Source organism: Microcoleus sp. BROC3, from assembly GCF_036702515.1.
In the GTDB taxonomy this organism is placed as follows: Bacteria; Cyanobacteriota; Cyanobacteriia; order Cyanobacteriales; family Microcoleaceae; genus Microcoleus.
In genome coordinates, this window is sequence record NZ_JAUBTQ010000054.1 from 22,395 (window position 1) to 46,590 (window position 24,196).

The window sequence follows — 24,196 nt, forward strand, 5'->3', positions numbered from 1 at the left end:
ATGCCAGTGTTTCTTTTAGGTGTTAGTGTAATTTTTTGGGGCTGGCAGACGGGACTATGGTTTTTTGCGTTGCCAATTGCTGTGATTTTAGAGGCAGCTAACTGGTTGCCTTATCGGTGGGATTTTTCAGCTAGTGATTTTAGGCGAATTGCTAATTTATGCCTGATTTTTTTGTGCTGTTTGCTGGTTTATCTCCTGGTCGCCAACCGCTCTATTTACTTGATATATAATTTGTTGCAGTGGCTTCCTGGTGTATTTTTTCCACTGGTAGCTGCTCAGGTATATTCGGTCAAGGAAAGTCTGGATATACGCCTAATGTTTTTGTGGCTAAACAAAGCCACAAAAAAAGCACCACTTAACCCCTTGATGGTGAATCTAAATTATCCATATTTTATCTGTTGTCTGCTATCCGCTAGTGCGACGAACAGTAGAGAGATATCTTTTTATGCTGGGATATTTGCATTAACCGCTATTGCTTTGTGGTCTGTGAGAACGAAAAATTTTTCATCTATTCTCTGGCTTAGTCTGATGTTAATTGCTGGCAGTATAGGATTTATAGGACAGATGGGCGTGCATCAACTTCACCTAGCAGTAGAACAGCAAGCAATCTCATGGCTTAGTCAGGGGAACTCTCAAGAAACTGATTTTTTAAAAAAACAAACGAACATCGGGTCAGTGGGAGTGTTAAAACAGTCAAATGAAATAATTTTTAGAGTTGCTCCTGAAGCTAAACAGACTCCTCCCCGACTGCTAAGAGAAGCCACTTATAATCGCTACAACTCTTCACTTTGGCTCGCCTTAAATCCTAACTTTGTTCCCGTACAACCAAAGATTAATGGTACAACTTGGGATTTAGGCGACCAACTACCGAATCCATCAACGATTACTATTTCGGCTACACTCCAAGGCAACCAAGGTTTATTAAAGCTGCCAGATGGAACTTTTAAAATTGACGCATTGCCTGTCAGTCAGATGGAAAAGAATAAATATGGCACAATAAAAGTGGTGGGAAAAGTTGATATGCTGGCTTATCGAAGCTACTTTAATAATAATTTTTCTGTAGATAGCCCACCTACAGAAGACGACCTGCAAATACCCAAATCCGAAATAGCTGCACTGAATAAAATCCTCAGTCAAGTGAATACTCAAGGAAAGTCGCCACCAGAAATATTAGATAAAATAGAGTGGTTTTTCCTAAAAAATTTCGTTTATTCACTGAAGCTGAGGGGCAAAGATAATGATGCTACGCCTCTATCAACATTTTTACTGGACACTCGCTCTGGACATTGTGAATATTTTGCTACCGCTGCGACACTTCTCCTGAGAAAACTCGGTATTCCAGCCCGTTATGCTGTTGGATATTCTGTTCACGAATTTAGTTCTTTGGAGAACCAATATATTGTCAGAAGTCGCCATGCTCATGCTTGGACTTTGGCTTATATCGCGGGAAAATGGCAAGCTTTTGATCCTACGCCTTCTGATTGGGAAAGCATGGAGGATGCTGCTGCTCCCCGATGGGCATTTATCTCTGATTTATGGTCGCTATTGAGTTACAAAATTTTGCTGGGGTTGCGATATTTATCAGGTAGCAATGGATTGAAGTATGGGGGAGTCATCCTGCTGGCATTAATATTTTTTTGGAGGTGTAATCCTAATTTTAAGAAAAATGTACGCCTTTTATCTAACAAACAAAGATGGCTAAAAGCTATTTATAACAAAGATTCGTTGAGTCCGAAATCGGAATTTTATTTAATCGAACAGGCATTAAATGAGTCGGGATTGATTCGCCCTCCTTCCGAGTCTTTAAAAAATTGGATCGAGAGGTTAAAAAAAGAAAAACCGGAATTATATGGTCTCGAAGAGTTAGCATTGTTGATTGAGATTCATTATTGCGCTCGCTTCGATCCAGAAGGAATTCAAGACGCACAAAAAGCTGAATTTAAATTGGCAATTCAATCCTGGATAGAGCAATATCGCAGGCAGGCGATCGCCTCAAATTCTCAGGTTAATAAAAGCGGTAAGTCTACTATAGCTTTTCTCAGGTAGATGATGTACAAATTTAGATTTTAAATTGGGGGATTGAGGACTTTTTAATTGATTCGTAAATTTCCCAATTATTCAATCTCAACTTGTACCTCACTTAATTGAGAACCGCTATATATACCAATCCTAAATGAGTCGTAAAATTTTTACCCCACCCCAACCCTCCCCTTACCAAGGGGAGGGAGTAAGAAATTCACAAATGATTTAGGATTGCTATATACCTTTTCTAAATCACTTGTACAAGACCGTCCGTTATTAGACAAGTCACAATTGCTTTATGCCTACTTAGGAGAACAGCCTTCTCACGGTACTTATACAATTAATCTACCCTCAGACCAAGGCATTGGTCGAACAGCAATAGTGGAAACTAGCTCATAATCCACTTGTGTGTACGCGGTAGCCTTAAAAAGGGGGACGAAAGAGAAGATTGTTGTTCCCCCGCAACAATTCGGGGAGCGCTGGGGCGATCGGGTATTAATCGCTAGACAGAAGACTCGCACTACCTTTGAGGTTAAGTTGACACCAATGGGCATTGTCATGTCCCTACCCACTGAGCAAATTTTTACTGGTTTTACTTGTTACTAGGCGCTTAGCGAAAGTAACGCTTCTGGGGCGAGTCAGAGCGTCCATTTTCTCAACCAAGGCTGGGACTCTGGATCTGGGTTCCCAGGCTTTACACCTCGGAACCCGTTAATTACAGGAAAAATCAGGACACAGCAGTGCCGTTTCCCTACCTGTCGCCTCGTCGAAAAAAAATTTTAAACCCTTTGAACCTTTTTCGCGATCGTCCTGTCTAAACACTTCAGATAACGAACTGGTGGGGGAGACTTCACAGGTGTTAGGTGTGTCAGCCAATGTTTTAACCGATGACTGTTCCGACTCGGACTTAGTTGCTCAATGTTTAAAGGGCGATCGCACTTGCTTTCGCTACCTTTACAAACGCTACCAACACAAAGTCAGATCAACCCTTTACCAACTCTGCGGCCCCTCGCTTCTTGACGATTTAGCACAAGAAGTATTCCTGCGAGTCTGGAAAGGATTGCCCAAACTCAAGCACCAGGAAAATTTTTCTACTTGGCTTTATCGAATCACTTGGAATGTGGCTTCCGACCAAAGACAAGCATTTGCTAAACAGCATTCTTTTGACTCCCAGCTCAAAAATCAAGAAGTAATGGATGGGGTTATTCTCAAAGATAACACATCCGAATTGATGCAGTTACACTATCAAGATTTAGTGCAGCGGGGACTGGAACAATTGAGCTTTGAACACCGCAGCGTTTTGGTGCTGCACGACTTAGAAGACATCCCGCAAAAAGAAGTAGCCCAAATTTTGGGACTACCAGCGGGGACTGTCAAATCTCGCGTGTTTTATGCCAGAAATGCTGTGCGGCAATTTTTGCAAAAAGAAGGTGTCAGCGAGCTATGAATAACCCAAGCAGCGACCAAGAGTTAGTTAATTTCTTGAAGCAACATCGCCCAAACCTTCCAGAGGCTGCGCCCGATTTTGAGCAAAAACTTTTAGCAGCAATAGATAGGAATGAGGCGGGTGCGAGAAAGCTAAATTATCTAGGAGAGTCGCAATTTACCCTGTCTAGCAAAAGATCGCGAACGATCGGTTTTCGCAAGTGGGTTTTTCCTTCTGCGATAGCCGCTGGCTTGCTAGTTTTTTGGTCGGGCTACCGTGCGTTTGAGACTGCACAATTGCCAGATAATGAAACAGCTAAGTTAGAAGCATTTTTAGTCACTAACTGGGAAGGTGTACTGCATGATTCTAGCGAAAAAAATATGACCGATCGCTCGCAAACAGACTGGTTGACTTTCAGCCAGAGTGCTGACAGCGAACCGCTAACAAATAACTAATCTCAAAGAGGTAATTTTCATGTCAATTCGCCGCATTTCTGCCCTAGCCGTTTTAATGCTGACTCTCGGCAGCACAGCCGCAGCAATAGCAGTTCCTAATCCCCTAGAACCGGAAACAATTGCCCAAAATCAGCGTCCCAATCGACCCGCTGGTAAGGAAGGTGGGATGTTTGAGAAACTGAATTTAAGTGCCGACCAAAAGCAAAAAATGCAGGCCGTTCGCGATCGGTACAAAGACCAAGTTTCCCAGCGGATGCAAGCAGTCCGCCAAGCCCGACAAGAATTGGAAACGATGATGTCCGGCACGGCAAATGCCAGCGAAATACGCGAAAAACACCGTCAAATAATCGGCTTGAGGCAGCAGTTGGAAGAGGTGCAATTTGAAAGTACACTCGCAATGCGAGAAGTGCTCACGCCCGAACAGCGCAGCCAATTAGCTCAACTGATGCAGCAGCGCCGACAAACTGCTAGAAACAGGATGCAAAACGGTCAAAAACCGCAGTAAGGATCGCGAATTAAATAATTTACACTCTTGAAAGTGGGGTGGGCGTCCCGCCCGCCCTTTCTGGACGGGCTTTCAGGCCCATCCCACAAGAACATCACGCATTGTAAGTTATTTAATTCTCATTCCTAATTGACAAGTAGTTTTGAGTGAATCGCAGGGTGCTTACGCACTCTGCGATTCATTGTAAGCAGGTATAAATCCAATAAATACAGGCAGCGATAAACGCCGATTTTCTGTAATATATGGCCTTGCTGGATTTCTTCGGCAAAGCAGTCTAAAAGCACAGCAACTTCAAGTAGAGGCGAGTGGGTTATTTTGTTAGAAACCCTCTTAAAGCACAGAATTTAAATCCCTGGGAGTCCTTAATCTATTGGGAATATCAGTATATACAGCCGATTCTACGTTTATGAAGGACACCCGCCTATCGATCTATCCCGCCGTAGGGACACGGCACTGCCGTGTCCCTACTTCATAAACCTGGAATACGCTGTATTTTCTGTGAGTAAGTGTCTTAAGTTTTTTAATTGATAACTCATATTAAGTTAAAATAATTAGTTGCGAAATCTCATAAAATTTTCTGGATGAATCTACAGAACGACTCAAGTTACATTTATTTACACGGCTTTGCTTCAAGTCCCGATTCAGCTAAGGCTAAATATTTCCGAGATTGCTTTTCTTACCTGGGAATTGACCTAAAAACTCCCGATCTCAATCAAAACGATTTTTCGGGTCTCACTCTCACCCGCCAATTAAACCAAATAGAAACAGAATTTTGGCCCACCGAATCCTCCCAATCTCCCACAGAAAATGTAAAAAATCTAGGGGGAGTTACCATAATTGGGTCTAGTTTTGGGGGACTGACAGCGGCTTGGTTGGCCCAGCGACAATTGTCAGTAAAGCAAATAGTTTTGTTAGCGCCGGCTTTTGAATTTATCTCCCACTGGCTGCCACTGTTGGGACAGCAACAGTTAGAAAAGTGGCAGTCTGAGAAATATTTGCCGGTTTACCACTACGGCGAACAGCGTTATCTGCCACTGAATTATCAGTTTTTGGCAGATATGGCTCAATATCCCGAACAAAAATTAATGCGTTCAGTCCCTACGTTAATTATTCACGGCAAGCATGATACAATAATACCGATTCAAGCTAGCAAAAATTTTGCCGCTAACCGTCCCTGGGTGCAATTAATCGAATTAGAAGACGCTCATTCTTTGGGAAATGTCCTAGCGGAAATTTGGGAAGCGATTCAAAAGTTTTGCCAATTCAAAAATTAAAATTTGACCAACTTCCAAGTCTCAACAATCAAATGAGTGAACAAGATCGATCGACTCGCACCTTAGCCGTTGACATTGGCGGAAGCGGCATCAAAGTTATGGTTTTGGACGATGAAGGCCAACCCCAAACAGAACGCAGCCGTTTAGAAACGCCTCAACCGCCAAAACCGGAACCCGTACTAGAGGCGATCGCCTCTTTAGCCAGCGGACAAGGGGAATTTGACCGAGTATCAGTTGGTTTTCCCGGCGTCGTTTCTGGTGGCGTCATCAAAACCGCAGTGAATTTAGATCCATCTTGGATAGACTTTGACCTAGAAACTACCCTCAAAGATCGCTTGGGAAAACCTGTGCGAGTGGCTAACGATGCGGATATTCAAGGATTGGGAGCAATTGCTGGAACGGGGGTAGAATTAGTAATTACCCTAGGCACCGGTTTCGGTTCTGCCTTATTTGTTGATGGTATCTTGGTGCCTAATTTGGAACTCGGGCATCACCCGTTTCGCAAAGGGGAAACTTACGAACAGCAATTAGGGCGTTTGGCATTAGATACAGTGGGTTCCAAAAGATGGAATCGCCGCCTGGAAAAAGCACTCGCCTTTCTGCAAAATCTCTTTAACTGCGATCGCATTTACATCGGCGGCGGCAATACTAAGAAGATTGTTGTTGATTTACCGCCCCAGGTTAAAATAGTACCCAATGTGAGCGGTTTGTTGGGTGGCATTGCTTTGTGGCGCGATTGAATAAGCTGGGTGTTCAAAATGCCTACCGCTATCACAGAAACCGAGTTTTTTGCCCGGATTAAAGGCAATAATCCAGTTTTTTCGTAAAAAACCCGGTTTCTAAATCGAGGACTGTTGATTTGGTTTTTGGCTGGTGCTAGATCCGTTTAAAAAATTATTCGCCCATCGGATCGCGGTAGCGTTTTGGTTCATCCTTGCGAAACAGATTCGCCAAACCGAGGATGCCCAACAAACCCAAAGCACCCCAATGATTGTTGTCGTTTTTGCTTTCTTGAAAGGGAGTTCTGTCTAGAACAACTCCATTAGAATCAGTATTGTTCTGAGCCGGAGCTGACTCCGTTTGAGCTGAGGCAGGCATAGCTGAAGGGAGAACAGCCAAACTCAAAGCTATCAGGGTAGCAGCGGTATTTTTAGATATATCGGAAGGCTTGACTTTCATACTCGGTCTCCAAATATCAGCAGTTACTTTATCAAAGTAATCAATTTGCCGCAGCCGACGCATCAATCGATCGACAGAAACTACATCCCCCTTCTCCTCTTGCTTTCGAGATAGAACAAGCTCTATGCTAAGTTCAGATGCTTGTAAGCAGATTATCTAAAATAAAAAGTCGTAAATTATACCATGCTTCCCTTTATCCGAAAAGACTTAGCCGAACTTACCGCCTACACTCCCCATCCGGGCGGCACATCAGGAGAACCAGCGCACTCGGAAAATGCGATCGATCGCCTCGATACCAACGAATGCCCCTACGACTTGCCCGAGGAATTAAAAAAAAAGCTAGCTTGGACTTACCAGCAGTTAATTGAGACAAATCGCTATCCCGACGGCGGTCACGCAGCACTCAAAGAGGCGATCGCCCAATACGTCAATGAATCAATCACAATCCCCCCGCTAGGGGGGGTTACACTGCCAAAAACAGCCATTAAAGGCGACAATATTTCTGTGGGCAACGGTTCCGACGAACTAATTCGATCGCTCTTAATAGCTACTTGTTTAGGCGGGCAAGGCTCTATTTTGGTAGCGAATCCCACCTTTTCGATGTATGGAATAATCGCCCAAACCCTCGGCATTCCCGTTGTGAGTGTTCAGCGGAAAGAGGAGAATTTTGAAATCGATATCGAGGCGGCTAAAAAAGCGATCGACCAAAATCAAAATCCCCCCGTGCGCGCCGTCTTTGTCGTTCATCCCAATTCTCCTACAGCCAATGCTTTAACACCAGATGAAATAGAATGGCTGTCAAGTTTGCCGGAACAGATATTAGTAGTAATTGACGAAGCTTATTTTGAATTCAGCCAAAATACTTTAGCCGACCAATTGCACCATCACCCGAATTGGATAATTTTGCGGACATTTTCCAAAGCATTTCGGTTGGCATCAATGAGAGTCGGATATGCGATCGCCCATCCCGAACTCGCAGCCGCCTTAGAAAAAATCCGCCTCCCCTACAACCTTCCGAGTTTCTCGCAAACCGCAGCCGAGTTAGCCCTAGCGCAGCGGCAGTTATTGCTAGCAACCATTCCCGAAACTCTATCAGAAAGAACCAAATTAATTGCAGCGCTAACTCAGCATCAAAAATTGCAAGTTTGGTCGAGTGCGGCTAATTTCGTTTACCTGCGGGTGAAAGCTGGCGATCGTAATTTAGCAGAACAAGAACACAAACAAATTATGCAGCAGCTAAAAGCCAAAGGAAGTTTAATTAGACATACCGGGGGAGGTTTGCGAATTACGGTTGGTAGCCCGGAGGAAAATCAGCGCACAGTCGATCGAATTGGAGAAATTTTTGACAACTCATAATATTCGGTATCCAGTTTCTGCTTAACAAAAAAATAACTTTGGAGAAGATATATATGCTTCAAGGAAAGGTTTTACGGGTTGCTCGTCCAACGGACTGCCTCGCTCAAGTTGTTCATTTCTACACAGAGGGTTTAGGGCTGCAAATCCTCGATCGTTTTGAAAACCATGAAGGTTTTGACGGAGTAATGGTTGGGATGCCAGGAGAAAGCCACCACTTTGAATTCATCCATCAACGGGGACATATTGTAGGTGGCGCTCCAACTCAAGACAATCTTATCGTCTTTTACCTTCCTAACCAACAAGAATGGCAGCAGGCTGTTGAGCGAATGAAAGCAATTGGATTTGAGCCTGTAAACTCCTACAATCCCTACTGGGACAAAGATGGAGTGACCTTTAAAGACCCAGATGGCTATCGAGTCGTTTTGCAGAATGCCGAGTGGAGCTTGTAGCAGCGCGATCGCAGCCTAAGGTATCTACACCAATTTATAACCGATCGTTTCCTTGCCGTGCCGCGCGAATGGTTTCGGGAAATACGCCTACTAAAAGTGCCAAAGCTTCATCGGGAATTTGTGCCACCGTTTCCGAATCCAAATATTGTTCAAACTGAGTTAAAATCATTTGTGCGCGTTCCAAAGCTGCCGGCTTTGCGGTTAACTGTTCCATTAACCGCACCCAATGCCGCCGAATTCCAAAAGCTTTCTGTCTTTCTTCGGGAGATTGAGGGCAAACCAAACAAAAATCGCCCACGGGAATCGCCTGCACAGAGTTAACATCAAAAGCACCGCCAACGGCAGCCCCTGGCCCGGCAAACTCCGCGTGGAAGCGTTTAATCAAAATTAGACCGTTCCGGCGACGGCTATCTACCATCAACAGCTTGCCGCTGTTGATTTCTGCGAGAATGTCAGAGGAGTGGGGGTGTTCTGTCAAATCTGTGCCAAGGTGTCGATGTCGCAAGTCCGGGTCAGCAGAAAAGCCGGCGCGGATAAATATCGCTAGAGTTAAAATCAGAGCTGGATGAATTATCAAATCTGCGATACTCCAGCGATCGAGATTATTCATTTAAAGTTATAAATTAATACTGTCACAAGGTGGTAGCGTGAGCGCGCTCGAATATCAAATGCAGGTAGAACAAGCAGTAGACACCCTGAAAGCGGAACTCCCGACGCTTTTTGAAAAAGACATCTCCTACGACATCTACACAAAAGATGTTTATTTTCAAGACCCTGTTAACAAATTTAAAGGAAAAATCAACTATCGCATTATCTTTTGGACTCTGCGATTTCACGGGCAGCTATTCTTTAGCGAGATTTACTTCGACCTGCACGGTGTAAGTCAGACAGCCCCTGATACTATTGTGGCAAATTGGACTGTTCGCGGGACACTGCGGGTTCCCTGGAAAGCTCGGATTTTTTTTAACGGCTACTCTACTTATAAACTCGATAAAGACGGCTTAATTTACGAACATATCGACACCTGGGACAGAGCTCCCGGAGAGATTTTAAAGCAGTTTTTCCGCAAGGGGGAGGATGCGAGCCTAGGATAAGCCAAAAAGGTCGATCGCGCTCAACCATCTGGGTTGACAACCCAAGTAACTTATAATGGCTAAAATAATCATCAGCCCTCCGGTTCATTTTCTGCTATTTGCAAATTGCTAAAATGATCGTCACCCCAGATTCATTTTCTGCGATTTGCACTCCTGAAAAACATCATGGCTGATATTGTCGAGACTGCCACCAATGCCGGCTCTTTCAAAACACTCGTGACTGTTATTGAAGCTGCTGGCTTGTTAGATTTATTGCAAAGTCCTGGCCCCTACACCGTCTTAGCACCAACTGACGAGGCATTTGCCAAAATTCCTACGAACACTATTGCCTCTTGGATGGAAGACATACCCAAGCTCAAAAAAATTCTGACCTATCACGTTCTGTTTGGCGAGGTACTAACTGAGAACTTGCTTGAGTTAAGTTCTGCTGAAACGGTAGAAGGTTCTGTGGTGGGAATTGAGACTTCTGACGGCATTAAAGTGAATGATGCTAAAGTTCTCTCTTCAGATATTCTTGCCGACAATGGCGTCATCCATATCATTGATGGGGTGCTAATACCGGCATTGGTTGCAGCATAATCAAACTTGTGTTTTCACCCATAAATGTCAGGTGCGCATTGCGCACCTGACGCCTATAATAAATTTAGGATGCGCGGGGAATATCAACGATAAATGTCAGGTGCGCACCTTACACCGATAAATGTCGGGTGCGCACCTGACCCCGATAAATGTAGGACGCACGGAGCACATTACTCTACATTTTAAACTAATTATCCGAACCTAAAATCAACCCCGATCGCGCCGGCAGCATCAATTCTAAATGTCGAGTTTCCCCTTCACCTTTCCACACAAACTCGCCTTTACCGAACAGCAATTTCTCGTGAGGAGATTTCAAATTAGCTGCCTCAAAGCTAATATTAGCTTCTTCTGTCGCGACATTGACAGCAACAACTATTTCTTCATCCCCCAAAATTCTGGCAAAAACGTAAACCGTTCCCTCAGCAAACAGAATTTGGTACGATCCAGTGCGGAGGGCAGCGTATTTGTGCCGCAAAGCTATCAACTGCTTGTGGTAATCTAAAACATCAAGTTCCCAGTGACCTTCTAAGGGGAAACCGCGGCGAGAATCGGGATCTAGAGCACCGGGCAAACCAACTTCATCGCCGTAGTAAATGCTAGGAGCTCCGGGAAAAGTTAACAGCAGCAAAGTAGCTAGTTCGACGCTAGCTTTATCGCCTCCAGCAATTGAGATTAACCTAGCTGTATCGTGACTGGCCAACAAATTAAGTTGAGTTAGCTGTATCGGCCACGGGTACAGTTCCAAAACGTGCTGAATTTTTTCGCCGTACTGTTTAGCAAAAAGCGGCGGATAGGGATGGTAAGAACGACCTTCAATTTGAGCTAAATCTACCCTGTCGCCCGCTGCAAAAGCAATAGTCGGCGCAGCAAAAAGGTAATTCATCACCCCGTCAAATTGACTGCCGTCGAGCCATTCTCTCGCATCTTCCCAAACTTCGCCGACTATGTAAGCTTCGGGATTAATTGCTTTAACTCGTTCTCGAAATTCCTGCCAAAATCCCGGGCTTTTAATTTCAAAAGGAACGTCCAGCCGCCACCCATCGATGCCGAATTTAATCCAATATTCGGCGATTTCCATGATGTATTCTCGCACTTCTGGATTGTCGTGATTGAATTCAGGAAGTGCTCGATTCCCGTCCCAACCGGCATAGTTAGCAGGAAAATTGCCGTCGTAGGCTGATAGCGGCCAGCCTTCAATTTTAAACCAATCCAGCCAAGGAGAATGGGGGCCGTTTTCGAGGATGTCGTGAAAGAAGAAAAATCCCCTGCTGGCGTGGTTGAATACGCCGTCGAGGACAATTTTGATGTTGCGATCGTGAGCGGCGTCTAAAAGATCTTTAAAAGCCGGATTGCCGCCCAACATCGGATCGACTTGATAGTAGTCGTGGGTATGGTAGCGGTGATTGCTGGCCGACTGAAATATGGGCGTGAAGTAAATTGCGTTAATGCCTAAGTCTTGCAAGTAGTCTAGCTGTTCCATCACGCCCCACAAGTCCCCGCCTTTGTAGCCTTGGAGGGTGGGACTCTCGTGCCATTCTTCCCACATGAAGTTTTGCAGCAGGCGTTTGCGGGGCTGTTTGCTTTTGGCGAAGCGATCGGGGAATATTTGGTAGAATACCGCGTGTTTAACCCAGTCCGGCGTTTGAATTTGCATACACTTTTTTTAGCTTTTAGGGCTTAGGCTACAGCAGCAGAGGTTTCTAGGGGATCTAGCTTTTGGTAGAGAATAGACATTTTATCCAATTTTGTCGATCGACAAATTGTAAAATCTTACACAAATTTGCAGTCAATCTCAGATTGAAAACTGACTCAACCTAGAAAATCATCGTCCCGACGGGCGGCGCTTCCTGAATGCTGTGGAGTTGGACAAATTCACAGCAGTCAGGAACGCTAGTAAAAAGAACGAGATCGAACCCAAGCAGAACAAGGACGCCAGCGGGCCCAAACAGAGCATCAGCGGGCGCGGTGCGATCGACCCGCCTTGAAAAAGAACAACAGCGCGATGAGCCTGGATGGAGAAATTGCCAGAAGGGGGAATTAACCCAAGAAACTTGTAATTAAAAGCCCAAACCCCGAACCTTATTCTTTTGTTAAACTGCCGTTATTTATTGATGGGTATTTTAACTCACAACTCAAAACTCATAACTCCAGTCCCGGACGCACTCCCACTCTCATAAACCGGGTTTTTTAACTCTTATTGAGGGTTTGAAAAAGTATCTGGATTAAACAACCCGGTTTCTGCGTAAGCGACTCAACTCATAACTCAAAACTCAAACTTCCTTGCTCTCCCCCCTTGTCAAGAAGCCCTCACCATCCGACACTGTACTTGGAGAGTTAATCGACCCTAGGGAGAAAGTTCCTTGAAAAAAGTCTTAGCCATCATCCTCGGTGGCGGTGTAGGCACCCGCCTTTACCCCCTAACCAAACTGCGAGCCAAACCCGCAGTTCCCCTCGCAGGCAAATATCGCCTCATCGATATTCCTGTCAGCAACTGCATCAACTCGGAAATAGTCAAAATTTACGTCCTCACGCAATTCAACTCGGCATCCCTCAACCGCCACATCGCTCGCACCTACAACTTTTCCGGCTTCACCGACGGATTTGCCGAGGTGCTCGCCGCCCAGCAAACTCAGGAAAACCCCAACTGGTTTCAAGGGACAGCCGACGCAGTTCGCCAATATCTGTGGCTGCTAGAAGAGTGGGACGTTGACGAATACTTGATTCTTTCGGGCGATCACCTCTATCGCATGGACTACCAGAAGTTTGTGCAGAGACACCGCGAAACCAACGCCGATATCACCCTCTCAGTTTTGCCAATGGACGAGAAGCGGGCCTCGGATTTTGGTTTGATGAAAATCGACGACAGCGGCCGCATTGTTTCTTTCAGCGAAAAGCCAAAAGGCGATGCGCTCAAACAAATGCAGGTGGATACTACTAAACTGGGATTGACAGCGCAGCAGGCTAAGGACAGTCCTTACATTGCTTCGATGGGAATTTACGTCTTCAAAAAAGAAGTTCTGATTAAACTGCTGAAAGAATCTCCAACCCAAACTGATTTTGGTAAAGAGATTATTCCGAATTCTGCAAAAGACCACAACGTTCAAGCTTATTTGTTTGACGATTACTGGGAAGATATCGGAACTATTGAGGCTTTTTACGATGCTAACTTGGCGCTGACAAAACAGCCTCAGCCTCCTTTCAGTTTCTATGATGAAAAGGCTCCGATTTACACTCGCCCGCGTTTTTTGCCGCCGACGAAGCTTTTAGATACTCACGTGACGGAATCGATTATTGCTGAAGGCTGCATTCTCAAAAAGTGTCGGATCGACCATTCTGTGTTGGGAGTTCGATCGCGCATTGAAGCTGGATGTACGATTCAAGACACCCTAGTCATGGGTGCTGACTTTTACGAACCAGACGCCGAACGGCATTCGAGTTTGGACAACGGCGGCGTCGCCCTCGGTATCGGCGCAAATACTACAATTCGCCGCGCGATTGTGGATAAAAATGCCCGCATCGGCCACAACGTTCAAATAATTAATAAAGACAGAGTGGAAGAAGCCAACCGCGAAAGCCAAGGTTTTTATATCCGCAGCGGCATTGTCGTAGTCCTGAAAAACGCCACGATTCCTGATGGAACTATCATTTAGTTATTAGTCATTAGTCATTAGTCGTCAGTCATTAGTTTTTTAAGTTAAAATCTGTTACCTGTAAGCAAGTGACTGATGATAAATAAGTAAATTAGTGACAGATTACCAATGACCGATGACTGATGACTGATGACGAAATTAATTTTTTTTTGATTATTAATTCCAACCGCTGATGCGAGGTTGTCCAAATACTTGGCTTTATTCAAAGGCTCGCGCATTATTAATAAGGGAAATTCTCTGTTACTGCCTGCGGTGATACAGATAGGTGCGATCGCCTGTGTCGGGCGAATAGCTTCTGATTCTTGTATTTGCGCTCGTAGCACGACTGACAAAGGCGCTGCCCGTTTCTGAGTACAACACAACTCTCCGAACTATCTTTCCAATCGTCGCAGCAACCGCAAGGCCAACTTAGCAAATAATTCATCATGTTAGCACCCTCGTAGCATTAAAAGCCGATCGCTTTTTACTATCCTATCTCATATTTTTAGATAAGTGTGTGATGTAGTTAACAGACAGCGGAAAGATTATGTTATATTACTTTGACTTAAATCTATTCAGAGGTGGTAAAAATAAGACTGTATAGGCTCAGTCTGGGGTGAGGAAAAAAAATCTCGAAATGTTGGCAAATGACTTCGGACTTTAGGGTATAATATCGTCACAATTCAGCCACCAGATTCGACCGGACTTGCTGATGAGAACGTGCTAATATTGGCATCGGGTCAAAAGCTCCTATCGAAAAATTCGATCGCACATTCAGACAAAAAAGCTCGATCGTCCGCCCCAGTCAACCAGACGGGTATTCGCGCCAGCAACAGCAGCAGCTTTCCCTCCCTCGCTTCAACAGGGCTGCAGCCTAAACTCTCGCCGCCTCCGGAAAGCCCGAAGGCGCACAACTCCTCAAAACATACCGTGGCAAGAGTTTCACCGTCTAAAAGCTCAAAGGTATAGCAACCGCCTATAGGCTTAGGACGTTCTTAATCGATCGAACCATGGTTTTTCTGGTCGAATGCCTTTTGCTGCCGCTGCTGCGGCTGCCTTCAGGATAGGCTTTCAGCATAAGTGCCCAATGCTATAAAATCTCAAACAACAGCAGCGGGGTGAGGAAATTGCGATCGTCGCGCAAGCAACAACCGAACTCGATCGAGTCCAAACCTTTGATAACCTATAATTTGAATGAGATGCTGCAGGTACTTTTACCCCTGGCATCAAACTAATTTGCCATCCTGCTGCTAATTTGGGATTTATTCTTTCTAACAACTAACAACTAACAACTAACAACTAATAAAGAGGGGATTGTTTAATGGCTGCAACAGATTTTAAAGACTATTATGCTATTTTGGGACTCAACAAAACTGCCAGTTCTGACGAAATTAAAAAGACTTTTCGCAAACTAGCCCGGAAATATCACCCGGATATGAACCCAGGTAACAAAGAAGCCGAAGCTCGTTTTAAAGAAGTTAACGAAGCTTACGAAGTGCTATCAGACCCAGAAAAACGCAAGAAATACGACCAATACGGTCAATACTGGAAGCAAGCGGCTGCAACTCCCGGCGGATGGCCGGGCGGGGGCGGTACTGCGGTAGATTTTGGCGGCGTGGACTTCAGCCAGTACGGCAGTTTTGACGAATTTATCAATGCCTTGCTCGGCCGCGCAGGTAGCCCTGGTGCTAGTGTTGGCCGCAACGGCAAGTGGAATTACAGCAACTTCCGCACCGGCGGGCCCACCGGTTTTGGCGGATTTGAAGATTTTGCGGGGTACGAAAACCGCAGCGCAGGAAGCTCTCTCGACACCGAGGTGGTGATTTCCCTGACTTTGGGGGAAGCATTTCGCGGCACTTCCAAGCGAGTCGCCACGGGCGAAGTTTCGATTCCTGCGGGAGTGAAAACCGGCAGCAAAATTCGGGTAAAAGGCAAAGGTCAAGTTGACCCTTACACCAAGCAGCAGGGAGATTTGTACCTAAAACTAGAAGTTTTGCCTCACGCTTTCTTCCAATTTGAGGGAGAGAATTTGGTCTGCGAAGTGCCTATCACTCCCGACGAAGCGGTACTGGGAGCATCTATTGAAGTGCCGGCACCTGAAGGTATGATAACTGTAAAATTTCCAGCCGGGATGCGATCGGGTCAGTCTTTGCGGTTGCGGGGCAAAGGATGGCCGAAACCGAAGAAAGACGAACGGACTGATTTGTTAGTCAAAGTGGCGATCGTGCCGCCGAAAGAAATTAGCACTGTAGAACGCGAATGCTACGAGAAAATTAAAGCAAATCGCACTTTTAATCCCCGGAGCAATTTAAACCAAGCGCTAATTTAAACAAACTTGCAGTGCCCGTACCAAACAAAATCACGAACGAAAGCGAATCATCCCTCGGGTTGAGGCGGGTTTACAAATATCTTAGAGCTGAAGTCATCGATATTGGTGAACCCGCGCCCGAGCGGATTTAGCTCGATCGACCTATTCATAGTTGAGCATTCCACTTTCTCAAGACTCTTCGCTAGCTTTTAGCTGACTGGGTTGGCGACCTTGCTTGATGTTGATGCTAATGTTTTTAGCTCCTTTCTTTTCCAAGTCTGTGATGTAGGCGTTAGTGTTATTAGAAGCTTCATCCTTGCTGTCGTAGGGGCCAAAGTAATAGGTGTGGTTGGGCGAATCTGTGTCAACTTCCACCCACCACTGGCGACCTCTACCGCTGGCCATCGGTTGAGTCAGTATCGAAACCGCCGCAAGGAACATACCGAACATATAAAGTTCAAACATAATTCACCTCTGCAACAAGTTAAGTAGTTTTTACTCTTCTCAACTTATCCGGGCAAATAACTCGATCGGCTCGTCCTCAGTGCTGATTTGACGCCAGTAATTTTTGAGAGTTGCTGCTGTCTAAAATCAGCATTTCGGTGGAGAAGAGTTTTAGGCTGGGAGACTCTAAGTCCCTGCTATACACACAAAGTCTGCAAGTACAAAGTCCGCAAGGCAAGGACTAGGAGAAGAGCGTGTTTATATTATTGTTGAGGTTTGAGTTAACTCAAAACTCAAAGTCATTAAATCGCCAAACTTTCTGAGACTTCATCTTCACAAATTGTGAGATCCGAAGGCTGACACCGTTTGATGCGGATGCTAACCCTTTTGGCTCCCTCGCTTTCCAAGTCTTCTATGTAGCCTGGAGTATTGCTGGAAGCTTCTTTGTCGGTGTCGAAGGGACCAAAATAGTAGGTACAGTGGGGCAAATCGGTGACAATTTCTACCCACCATTTCTCAGACCGGCGGTGGCCCGGCCCTGCAAACACGGACAAGACTGCGACGTAGATACAAAATAAATAAAATCCGAGCATCTTTATTCTTGAGGGTGATTTAATTTATTATTTAAATCTATCAAAATAATTTGCCCCCTCGAATCAACCTCAGTGCTGATTTTGAGTCGATCGAACTGAGATGGTAGATTTGAGATTTTAGATTTTCCTCCCATCTAAAATCCAAAGCAAAACCCGCCGGTGCGGGTTGTTTGCTAACTGAAAAATTCTGTTTTTCCGAACTTGAGCGCTGGGCAAACCTCAGCCTGCTGAGGTTTAGCGCTTGCCTTTGGGGAACTGTTCGATACCAGCCCAACCGTAGAAAACCAGCTCGTCGTTCTGAACTCGGCAGCGGTCTACTCGCAGTTGAGTGCCATCTAAGGCAAATTTGTCTAAGTCTAGCAAGTTATTTACGTGGGCAATTATAGCTTGACCCAAGTCTACTGCTTGCCCGTCACCGCCGTAAGTAACACTGACAAATTGGATTTTGCGTCGGTCTTCTACTTGCAACTGAGCTGTAATATCGATCTTGACCGGTTCGCTAGCATCGCCTACGGTAATTTCGGACTGAAGGCGAATTGATTTGTCGGCTCCGAAGCTGACTTCAGTGTTTTGAAAGTGCAGAGATTGCTCTTGGTACTTCAGCTTCTGGAGTTTTTCAACTACAAAAGGTGTATTGAATGAGGTGGTTAAATCCGATCGACTTAAGACTACTCGCATATTTGCCTGGGTAGGCTGCCGCAATTTGACTTGACCTGCAAAAATTGCCCCAAAATCAATTGAGACTGCTTGCAAGTAGAGTTCCATCACTTCTATGCGCAGGCCGTTGTACATCAACATACCTTTGCCAACGAAGTCGAAACCGTCGATGCTTCCCTGCAAGAGTTTGGCTACTGGTTCCACTCGAATGTTGGCTTCGGCCTTTTCAGAACGCTTGAATAATGCCGCGATCGCAGCTCCTGCTACTTTGCTGACAAGGCGATCGCCACTTTGACCTTGAAAGGATGTACCGCTAAACAAAGCTGCTACCATTTATTCGTTTGCTCATCTACAGTCGCCATTATAACCTCCTATTAAGAAATGTTAAAATAGCTTGTGCTTATTCACATCATAAGCACGGATTGTTTTCGGGGTGTGCATGGAAAACAACATTTTTGATTTTTTAATTGCTCAGGGGAGTGCCTTGGAGACAAGCGCGATCGAGCAATGCTCCATCCCAAAAGGTTTGTTCGATCGAGGCGCAAAGCAAATTAGCCCCCGTCAGGTTAGCGCCGCGCAGTACGGCTCCATTCAGGATGGCTTCTTCCAAGTCAGCGCCCGACAAATCAGCGCCGGACAAATTGACATTGCTCAAATCGGCAGAGTGCAAAATTGCCCGAGCCAAAGCAGCGCCGCGCAAATCGGCACCCCGAAAATCGACACCGCTCAAATCCAAATTGCCGATCGAGGCCCCCGTCAAAAAAGCACCCCCAAAACTTGCCTCGCGGACTAAAGCGTTAGCGAAGGAAGCTCCCCGCAAATCGGCATTCCGAAAATCTGCGCCGCTCAAGTCTGCGCCGCTCAAGTCTGCGCCGCGGAGGTTGGCTCGCAATACGGCCCGCTGCAAGTTAGCGCCGGCGAGATTAGCTCCACTCAAGTTGGCTTGAGACAAGTCAGCATCCGCGAGATCTGCTCCCGCTAAGTCTGTACCGGCTAAATCAGTGCCGGCCAACATCAAAATTTTGCCTTTGCGTATGGCTTCGAGGTCGTGAGTCATTAGTTTTTAGTCATCAGTCATTAGTGTTTAGTCATTAGTAGAGCGCTAGGGTGCGCACCGCGCACACAGAGGCTGCGACTTCCACCAAGAGCGGTAGGGTGCGCGCCGAGCACAGAGGGCTGATTTTTTCTAGTGTTGGAAAGGATTTGTCCCCGAGTCGTAAATGCCCAATACTTCGGCTACGCTCTGTACAAGTTCCCAATTACCAATTACCGATCGCCCATTACCCATCCAGTTATTTTATAATGCCGGAGCGGCCGCGGTCGTTCGATCGCCCAAATCCTCCAACCATACATTCGGCAGTTGGCTCGGGCGGTTGGGTAACTCCATCAAACCCATTTCTGCCAGCCTGACGACGTTGCTGAGAGTTTCCACCAAAGCCGGATCGAAGCGAATGCCGCACAGTGCCCGGCACTCTTCCAAAGCTTCGCTCAAACTCATAGCCGGACGATCGCCACGCGGTTGAGTCAATTCTTGAAAATAAGCGACCAACCCCAAAATCCGCGAAGCAACTGGTATCGATTCGCCTCGCAAACCCTCTGGCCTGCCGCTGCCGTCCCAATATTCGAGTTTGTGCTTGACAATTTCCGCGACTGGTGCTATTTCCGGCATTGCTTGCAGCAGTTGGGAACCGATGAAACTGCGATCGCGCCAAAATGATAACGTTGCTTGGTCGAAAGCGTCGGGAGTGCGATCGAACACCTCATTCGGGGCCGAAACTAAGCCGACTCGAAACAGCAATCCGGCCAGCCGCAGCCTGCGCAACTGCAAAGCTGGCAAATCCAGCAGTTGACCCAAAGTTTCCGACAAAGCCGCCACCTGCAAAGACGCTGTAGGATTTGAGGTATCCCGTTCGTCCACGCGCTGGGCCATCCGCAGAAAAGCTTGAAGTTTGTTAGCGTTCAAATTGCGGCTGACGCGCAAAGCTTGACCTTCCAATTCCCACAACTCGCGGCTTTGGCGGTTAATTGCTACCATTTGCTGCTGAGAACTTTGCAGGTAAGTGACTATCCGCGATACCACGCCGCTAATGTCTGCCAAGGGCGGGCCAATGGTAGCCTGGATTTCGCGGTACATTTCCAGCAAAATGTCGGCTAGGGGGGAGTTGTAATGTCGCGTCTGTTCTATAAAAATTTCTGCTGCCGCCGACACCAAAGACTGGTCAAACGACCACAAACCGTAGAACTTTCGTTCTGTATCTACTTCTGGCTTGCCTTGGGGCAAGTATTCCTCGGCTGAAAGTTCCCGGCAAAGCACCATTGCTTTGTATGTCGGGGCGAGGATGATTAAATTCCATTCTTGGATTAAGGGGTCGATCTCATCGAGATTTATTAAAGATACATTTTCTAATTGACCCGTTTTGTGGGTAGCGAAACCGCTGTCTGCTACTGCACCGATGACAACGCGCCGAGAGGCATTAGCAATATCTAGGTAGCGATCTGCTTCCTGTAAATACCATTTTCCCTGCTGAAACGTCACCAAAACTAGGGGTTTGAGTTCGATATCGTCCCCGCCGCTAGTTTGCAAAATGTGGTCTTCTAGGGCGTGACACAGGGCTACTAGGGTGTTTTTGAAGTATACCCCGTAGCTAGAAGGCAGTTTTCCGTCGGGAAGTGTAGCTTGTAGTCTAGCGAGAGTTGATTCTGAATTCATTGCAAAAAGCGGTGCCGGCTCTTACTTATTGTAGCGGGCGATCGAACTTCTCGAAAAGACTTTTGGCAAAAATCCGAGTTTTTGATTTTTCACCGCTTCGCAACCGAGTAAATGTAGAGTGCGCAATGCGCACCTTACTAATTTTAGGAACTTTGTAGAAACCCTCTGTCTTTGGCTGAGTTTTTTTAAGACGAGAAACCTGCCGAGAGGAAGACGCTAACTCAATTAAGTATTAACTACTATTTTTAAACAATATTATTAGGAATTCTGAGCGTGCTTCAAGAAAATAGGAGTTTAGGGGAACAGGCGATCGACAAAGTGGCCGAGATTGCTATTGCTAGCAAATTAGACGAATCGGAAACTTTGTCTGTCACAGTCAACACCGATCCGGGCCAGCTAGCCCAGGGAGAAGTAGAGGCCGTTTCCGTTGAGGGCAAAGGATTGGTAATGCAGCAAGATTTGCGCGTGGAAGAATTGCAAATTCACGTCAAGGATATTGCTGTCAATCCCCTGACCGCTATGTTTGGCAAAATTGAAATGAACGGCCCTGCCTTCGGTACGGCGCGCGCAGTTTTAACAGAAAGCGATATCAATCGAGCTTTTAATTCCGAATACATCAGCAGCAAACTTAACAACTTAAAAGTGACTGTTGACGGACAACGGCTGACAATAGACGTTAAAACTGTTGAGTGCCAATTGCTAGCCGGAAAAATCGCTTTAAATGCTGAGATTTTGGTGCGGGAAACTGCCTCGAATGAAAAAATTTATTTTACAGCAAAACCTCAGATAGCAGCGGACGGTTGGGCAATTTCTCTTCAGGATGTAGAGTATCCCGACCACAAGGAATTTTCGCCGGAGTTAACCGCAGCTTTGGCGGACAAAGCTGGTGAAGTTTTAAACTTGCGAAATTTTGAACTTGAGGGAATGTCGCTGCGAATTCAGCAGCTAAATGTGGAAGCTGGCGTGCTGACTCTGCAAGCTGAAGCGAAAGTCGAAAAATTCCCTAATTAGGAGGTTCTAGGGTGTGTCAGAAACAAAAAAGCTCTTCTATTCCAGCAACTATTGGAACTGGGACACCCTACCATTATGCTTTGCTTTGGAAAAAACTCCGCAGTTTATGAAATCCCTCTAAAGTTATAAAAGAGTCGATAGCAACCCGCACCAAAATATCACCGCCGTTAGAGGCAGGCATGGGGAGTTTACTTTTACTCTTAACAAGTGGTAGTAAAAAATCGGAAAAATTTTGTGAACACTGTAACTGCTTTTTTTAAAAGACTGCGTATCGGTCAATTTTTGACTGTATTTATGGCAGGTGTGCTGCTGTTTACCAGCACCGCTTGTAATTCGGGCGATGTTCGAGGTGCTCGGCCTGACAATCCTCCCGTTCAAGCTGGAGGAATGAATAATCCTCACAAGGGTGGCGGTGATGGATACACGAATTATAAAACATCCACCGATCCTAAAGTAAATCAGTCGCCTGCTCAAGCAGAAAAGAATCGGGCTGATTTGTCGATCGTGGGCGATCGTCTCCTGGCCTCGACTACCGCTGAATCTAATTCCTCAAAGCTGCTTTATCCGGGTTCTGCACCGATGGAAACTGACAAGTTAGACCTCGAACTCGGCGGTGATAAAACTCTGTTATAAGCGCCAGACGGACAGCCGGCTAAGGCTCAACCTGTATTCGACCACAGCGATCCCGATGCCAATATTTTAGAGAGAGTAGGCGCAGCATTTAAGGATGCTTCTGGTTTCCTAAAAGATAGCGCTGAAGATGCCAAGGAAAGTTCCGTTACGAAACTCAATCCGCTGCAAAAATAAGCTAGCAGAAACAAAAACTATGTAGGGGCTGTCTGAAATTAGCCCCTCCATAAATAATATAATTTATTGAAACCAGATAAACGCTTGTAGAGCTGCTACCTGCTCTACAAGATTTACGCTTTTTATGCTTTTTTGATATGATGCAGAGCAATATATTTTATATTTTCTGGGATTTCGGCGGCGAATTCCCAACAGTATTTCTGGTAAATTTCAATCAGGTTGAATAAATCTCAAACATATTGAGCAACATGAACTATTTTATCATAAATTAAACTGACTGGGTTGTTAATTTCGTGAGCGACTCCAGCGACTAACTGTGTTAAACTCGACATTTGTTCGGAGTGAATTAGCTGACGATGCCAACGAAAGTTCCGTTACAAAACTTAAATTTTAAAATTATTTTACAGCTCAATAAAAAACTCCCAACACTTTTAGGCGTAAAGAAGGATTGTAATGATGGATAAAAGACCCGATAGCTCCCACATGATTGGAAAGCTTTTTATAAAATGACCGAGTTTTTCTTACAATAGCGAGATATCATGGGCATCAGGGTGGTATTGAATCTTTCTATATCAGAAGTTTTGCCCTGATCTCTCCAGACAGATTGGTGTCGCTTGCGAGGGAAAACTTTTTCCTATCGCCCTCCACGATGAGATTGCTGAGTTCATCAGCCACATTTCAATTGAGCTACAGCTAGGAGATGGGATAGTGCTATATACCGATGGTATTCCCGAAGCAAAAGACATTAACAAAAAACAATATGGCGTGGAGCCGATGTGTGAAGTCATCAGCAAAAACTGGCATTTATCGGCACAAGAAATCAAGCAAGCGGTGATTGACGATGTGCGGCGACATATCGGCAATCAAAAAGTATTTGATGACATCACTTTGTTGGTTTTGAAGCGGACGGAATTAGGTCGAGAAAAAAAGTCCCAGCCTCAAGCAGCCGCATGGGTTTAGAGCGATCGCCCCTACCTCAAAACAATAAACTGATGACATGAAACGGGAAAATGGTCGGCGGGGCGATCGCCTTAGCAGTCAAATTTACGAAGAGGTGGTGCGATATCTCAAACGCCGCCCCCAAAAGATGCTGAATCTGAAGATAACTTCCAAGCCATAGTCACAGTCTAAATTTTTACGATACTAATTTATTAATGGTAGTTAAATACGATTTTTTGCTCGTCATCTTTTCCATCATTATTGCCATTCTTGCCTCCTAGACTACCTTATAATTAACAGAGATAATGACTCCAAAAAAAGGTAAAAATATTCGCTTAGGTTGGTTAATTTGTGGTTTTTTGACAATGGGAACGGGCATTTGGGCAATGCACTTGATAAAAATGGTGGCTTATCACCTGCCAGTAGAGATCGCCTACGATTTACCAATTATGATTGTCTCTTGGCTTGCCGCAGTCATTGCATCTGGCATCGCCTTCTACAGCTTGCATCGAGGTTTTGCACGCAGGTTCTCATTGTTAATCCCCGGTATTCTCATGGGATCAGGCATTGGAAGTATGCTTTATATTGGCATGGCGGCGATGCGAGTACCTGCGGAAATGCACCATAATTACTGGATTGTGGCACTGTCTTTCTTAGTTGCTGTTATTTCCAAATCTATAAGGAATCCCCAGAAATAATATGAAGAAGCGTAACGATTTGATTTTTTACGGCAGCGGGCTTTACGAAATAGAAACCGAA

Annotated in this window: 26 protein-coding genes; 17 read left to right on the forward strand and 9 right to left on the reverse strand. The window is 45.5% G+C overall.

What is annotated here, in order from left to right; translation table 11 throughout:
- The 6 genes from QUB30_RS26630 to QUB30_RS26655 all read left to right on the forward strand — a co-directional run bounded on the left by QUB30_RS26630 (position 1) and on the right by QUB30_RS26655 (position 6,422).
- Entirely contained in the window at positions 1-2,046 is a 2,046-nt protein-coding gene (locus QUB30_RS26630; protein ID WP_333339811.1) for a transglutaminase-like domain-containing protein, read from the forward strand.
- 832 nt (positions 2,047-2,878) lie between these two features.
- Positions 2,879-3,469: a sigma-70 family RNA polymerase sigma factor gene (locus QUB30_RS26635; protein WP_333339814.1), complete on the forward strand. Its 591-nt coding sequence runs from the start codon at positions 2,879-2,881 to the stop codon at positions 3,467-3,469.
- Entirely contained in the window at positions 3,466-3,903 is a 438-nt protein-coding gene (locus tag QUB30_RS26640) for a hypothetical protein (protein WP_333339817.1), read from the forward strand. Before QUB30_RS26635 ends, QUB30_RS26640 begins: the two co-directional genes overlap by 4 nt.
- A gap of 19 nt (positions 3,904-3,922) precedes the next feature.
- Positions 3,923-4,408: a Spy/CpxP family protein refolding chaperone gene (locus QUB30_RS26645; RefSeq protein WP_333339820.1), complete on the forward strand. Its 486-nt coding sequence runs from the start codon at positions 3,923-3,925 to the stop codon at positions 4,406-4,408.
- Between the two features lie 581 nt (positions 4,409-4,989).
- Positions 4,990-5,682, forward strand: a complete 693-nt coding sequence (locus QUB30_RS26650; protein WP_333339823.1) for a YqiA/YcfP family alpha/beta fold hydrolase — start codon at positions 4,990-4,992, stop codon at positions 5,680-5,682.
- 32 nt (positions 5,683-5,714) lie between these two features.
- Positions 5,715-6,422, forward strand: a complete 708-nt coding sequence (locus tag QUB30_RS26655) for an ROK family protein (RefSeq protein WP_333339826.1) — start codon at positions 5,715-5,717, stop codon at positions 6,420-6,422.
- Between the two features lie 154 nt (positions 6,423-6,576).
- Here QUB30_RS26655 and QUB30_RS26660 read toward each other — a convergent pair whose 3' ends face one another.
- The gene (locus QUB30_RS26660) at positions 6,577-6,861 is read right to left on the reverse strand and encodes a WGxxGxxG family protein (protein ID WP_333301120.1); all 285 of its coding nucleotides are present in this window, start codon (positions 6,859-6,861) and stop codon (positions 6,577-6,579) included.
- Between the two features lie 183 nt (positions 6,862-7,044).
- Between QUB30_RS26660 and QUB30_RS26665 the strand changes: the two genes are divergently transcribed.
- Positions 7,045-8,217 (forward strand): histidinol-phosphate transaminase, encoded by a 1,173-nt coding sequence (locus QUB30_RS26665; protein WP_333339828.1) that lies wholly within the window; start codon positions 7,045-7,047, stop codon positions 8,215-8,217.
- Between the two features lie 53 nt (positions 8,218-8,270).
- Complete coding sequence (locus QUB30_RS26670) at positions 8,271-8,666, forward strand: VOC family protein (protein ID WP_333339832.1); 396 nt, start codon at positions 8,271-8,273, stop codon at positions 8,664-8,666.
- Between the two features lie 34 nt (positions 8,667-8,700).
- Here QUB30_RS26670 and QUB30_RS26675 read toward each other — a convergent pair whose 3' ends face one another.
- On the reverse strand, positions 8,701-9,276 hold the full coding sequence (locus QUB30_RS26675) for a hypothetical protein (protein WP_333339834.1): 576 nt from the start codon (positions 9,274-9,276) through the stop codon (positions 8,701-8,703).
- Between the two features lie 58 nt (positions 9,277-9,334).
- Here QUB30_RS26675 and QUB30_RS26680 point away from each other — a divergent pair, with 58 nt between their 5' ends.
- Both QUB30_RS26680 and QUB30_RS26685 read left to right on the forward strand, forming a co-directional pair.
- Positions 9,335-9,760, forward strand: coding sequence for a DUF2358 domain-containing protein (locus QUB30_RS26680; protein WP_333339875.1), 426 nt, complete (start codon positions 9,335-9,337; stop codon positions 9,758-9,760).
- A gap of 165 nt (positions 9,761-9,925) precedes the next feature.
- Entirely contained in the window at positions 9,926-10,339 is a 414-nt protein-coding gene (locus QUB30_RS26685) for a fasciclin domain-containing protein (protein ID WP_333339837.1), read from the forward strand.
- A 187-nt stretch (positions 10,340-10,526) separates the two neighbouring features.
- Here QUB30_RS26685 and QUB30_RS26690 read toward each other — a convergent pair whose 3' ends face one another.
- Entirely contained in the window at positions 10,527-11,993 is a 1,467-nt protein-coding gene (locus QUB30_RS26690; RefSeq protein WP_333339840.1) for a glycoside hydrolase family 13 protein, read from the reverse strand.
- 706 nt (positions 11,994-12,699) lie between these two features.
- Here QUB30_RS26690 and QUB30_RS26695 point away from each other — a divergent pair.
- A complete protein-coding gene (locus QUB30_RS26695) occupies positions 12,700-13,989 on the forward strand; it encodes a glucose-1-phosphate adenylyltransferase (protein WP_333238079.1) in 1,290 nt (429 codons plus the stop codon).
- A 44-nt stretch (positions 13,990-14,033) separates the two neighbouring features.
- Here QUB30_RS26695 and QUB30_RS26700 read toward each other — a convergent pair whose 3' ends face one another.
- The gene (locus tag QUB30_RS26700; RefSeq protein WP_333339844.1) at positions 14,034-14,321 is read right to left on the reverse strand and encodes a hypothetical protein; all 288 of its coding nucleotides are present in this window, start codon (positions 14,319-14,321) and stop codon (positions 14,034-14,036) included.
- Positions 14,322-15,289: 968 nt separating this feature from the next.
- Between QUB30_RS26700 and QUB30_RS26705 the strand changes: the two genes are divergently transcribed.
- Positions 15,290-16,297, forward strand: coding sequence for a J domain-containing protein (locus tag QUB30_RS26705; RefSeq protein WP_333339847.1), 1,008 nt, complete (start codon positions 15,290-15,292; stop codon positions 16,295-16,297).
- A 168-nt stretch (positions 16,298-16,465) separates the two neighbouring features.
- Here the strand turns inward: QUB30_RS26705 and QUB30_RS26710 are convergent, their stop codons facing one another.
- The 5 genes from QUB30_RS26710 to QUB30_RS26730 all read right to left on the reverse strand — a co-directional run bounded on the left by QUB30_RS26710 (position 16,466) and on the right by QUB30_RS26730 (position 20,680).
- Complete coding sequence (locus tag QUB30_RS26710; RefSeq protein WP_333339849.1) at positions 16,466-16,741, reverse strand: DUF1816 domain-containing protein; 276 nt, start codon at positions 16,739-16,741, stop codon at positions 16,466-16,468.
- A gap of 281 nt (positions 16,742-17,022) precedes the next feature.
- Complete coding sequence (locus tag QUB30_RS26715) at positions 17,023-17,313, reverse strand: DUF1816 domain-containing protein (RefSeq protein ID WP_333339851.1); 291 nt, start codon at positions 17,311-17,313, stop codon at positions 17,023-17,025.
- Positions 17,314-17,547: 234 nt separating this feature from the next.
- Positions 17,548-18,303 (reverse strand): DUF2993 domain-containing protein, encoded by a 756-nt coding sequence (locus QUB30_RS26720; RefSeq protein WP_333339854.1) that lies wholly within the window; start codon positions 18,301-18,303, stop codon positions 17,548-17,550.
- A gap of 130 nt (positions 18,304-18,433) precedes the next feature.
- Positions 18,434-19,027, reverse strand: a complete 594-nt coding sequence (locus tag QUB30_RS26725) for a pentapeptide repeat-containing protein (protein WP_333339856.1) — start codon at positions 19,025-19,027, stop codon at positions 18,434-18,436.
- Positions 19,028-19,267: 240 nt separating this feature from the next.
- A complete protein-coding gene (locus tag QUB30_RS26730; RefSeq protein ID WP_333339858.1) occupies positions 19,268-20,680 on the reverse strand; it encodes an HD domain-containing phosphohydrolase in 1,413 nt (470 codons plus the stop codon).
- 273 nt (positions 20,681-20,953) lie between these two features.
- Between QUB30_RS26730 and QUB30_RS26735 the strand changes: the two genes are divergently transcribed.
- The 5 genes from QUB30_RS26735 to QUB30_RS26755 all read left to right on the forward strand — a co-directional run bounded on the left by QUB30_RS26735 (position 20,954) and on the right by QUB30_RS26755 (position 24,135).
- Positions 20,954-21,691: a DUF2993 domain-containing protein gene (locus QUB30_RS26735; protein WP_333339861.1), complete on the forward strand. Its 738-nt coding sequence runs from the start codon at positions 20,954-20,956 to the stop codon at positions 21,689-21,691.
- Positions 21,692-21,925: 234 nt separating this feature from the next.
- Entirely contained in the window at positions 21,926-22,324 is a 399-nt protein-coding gene (locus QUB30_RS26740) for a DUF6658 family protein (protein ID WP_333339865.1), read from the forward strand.
- Between the two features lie 855 nt (positions 22,325-23,179).
- On the forward strand, positions 23,180-23,458 hold the full coding sequence (locus QUB30_RS26745; RefSeq protein WP_445300552.1) for a PP2C family protein-serine/threonine phosphatase: 279 nt from the start codon (positions 23,180-23,182) through the stop codon (positions 23,456-23,458).
- Between the two features lie 37 nt (positions 23,459-23,495).
- Complete coding sequence (locus tag QUB30_RS26750) at positions 23,496-23,618, forward strand: hypothetical protein (RefSeq protein WP_333339868.1); 123 nt, start codon at positions 23,496-23,498, stop codon at positions 23,616-23,618.
- 124 nt (positions 23,619-23,742) lie between these two features.
- Positions 23,743-24,135, forward strand: coding sequence for an MHYT domain-containing protein (locus QUB30_RS26755; RefSeq protein WP_333339871.1), 393 nt, complete (start codon positions 23,743-23,745; stop codon positions 24,133-24,135).
- Positions 24,136-24,196: the final 61 nt, after the last annotated feature.

What these genes read in the sequence shown, in the direction of transcription:
- QUB30_RS26630 (WP_333339811.1), top strand. Translation starts at nt 1, where the DNA reads ATGCCAGTGTTTCTTTTAGGTGTTAGTGTAATTTTTTGGGGCTGGCAG.
- QUB30_RS26640 (WP_333339817.1), top strand. Translation starts at nt 3,466, where the DNA reads ATGAATAACCCAAGCAGCGACCAAGAGTTAGTTAATTTCTTGAAGCAA.
- QUB30_RS26645 (WP_333339820.1), top strand. Translation starts at nt 3,923, where the DNA reads ATGTCAATTCGCCGCATTTCTGCCCTAGCCGTTTTAATGCTGACTCTC.
- QUB30_RS26650 (WP_333339823.1), top strand. Translation starts at nt 4,990, where the DNA reads ATGAATCTACAGAACGACTCAAGTTACATTTATTTACACGGCTTTGCT.
- QUB30_RS26655 (WP_333339826.1), top strand. Translation starts at nt 5,715, where the DNA reads ATGAGTGAACAAGATCGATCGACTCGCACCTTAGCCGTTGACATTGGC.
- QUB30_RS26660 (WP_333301120.1), bottom strand. Translation starts at nt 6,861, where the DNA reads ATGAAAGTCAAGCCTTCCGATATATCTAAAAATACCGCTGCTACCCTG.
- QUB30_RS26665 (WP_333339828.1), top strand. Translation starts at nt 7,045, where the DNA reads ATGCTTCCCTTTATCCGAAAAGACTTAGCCGAACTTACCGCCTACACT.
- QUB30_RS26670 (WP_333339832.1), top strand. Translation starts at nt 8,271, where the DNA reads ATGCTTCAAGGAAAGGTTTTACGGGTTGCTCGTCCAACGGACTGCCTC.
- QUB30_RS26675 (WP_333339834.1), bottom strand. Translation starts at nt 9,276, where the DNA reads ATGAATAATCTCGATCGCTGGAGTATCGCAGATTTGATAATTCATCCA.
- QUB30_RS26680 (WP_333339875.1), top strand. Translation starts at nt 9,335, where the DNA reads ATGCAGGTAGAACAAGCAGTAGACACCCTGAAAGCGGAACTCCCGACG.
- QUB30_RS26685 (WP_333339837.1), top strand. Translation starts at nt 9,926, where the DNA reads ATGGCTGATATTGTCGAGACTGCCACCAATGCCGGCTCTTTCAAAACA.
- QUB30_RS26690 (WP_333339840.1), bottom strand. Translation starts at nt 11,993, where the DNA reads ATGCAAATTCAAACGCCGGACTGGGTTAAACACGCGGTATTCTACCAA.
- QUB30_RS26705 (WP_333339847.1), top strand. Translation starts at nt 15,290, where the DNA reads ATGGCTGCAACAGATTTTAAAGACTATTATGCTATTTTGGGACTCAAC.
- QUB30_RS26710 (WP_333339849.1), bottom strand. Translation starts at nt 16,741, where the DNA reads ATGTTTGAACTTTATATGTTCGGTATGTTCCTTGCGGCGGTTTCGATA.
- QUB30_RS26715 (WP_333339851.1), bottom strand. Translation starts at nt 17,313, where the DNA reads ATGCTCGGATTTTATTTATTTTGTATCTACGTCGCAGTCTTGTCCGTG.
- QUB30_RS26720 (WP_333339854.1), bottom strand. Translation starts at nt 18,303, where the DNA reads ATGGTAGCAGCTTTGTTTAGCGGTACATCCTTTCAAGGTCAAAGTGGC.
- QUB30_RS26725 (WP_333339856.1), bottom strand. Translation starts at nt 19,027, where the DNA reads ATGACTCACGACCTCGAAGCCATACGCAAAGGCAAAATTTTGATGTTG.
- QUB30_RS26730 (WP_333339858.1), bottom strand. Translation starts at nt 20,680, where the DNA reads ATGAATTCAGAATCAACTCTCGCTAGACTACAAGCTACACTTCCCGAC.
- QUB30_RS26750 (WP_333339868.1), top strand. Translation starts at nt 23,496, where the DNA reads ATGAAACGGGAAAATGGTCGGCGGGGCGATCGCCTTAGCAGTCAAATT.
- QUB30_RS26755 (WP_333339871.1), top strand. Translation starts at nt 23,743, where the DNA reads ATGACTCCAAAAAAAGGTAAAAATATTCGCTTAGGTTGGTTAATTTGT.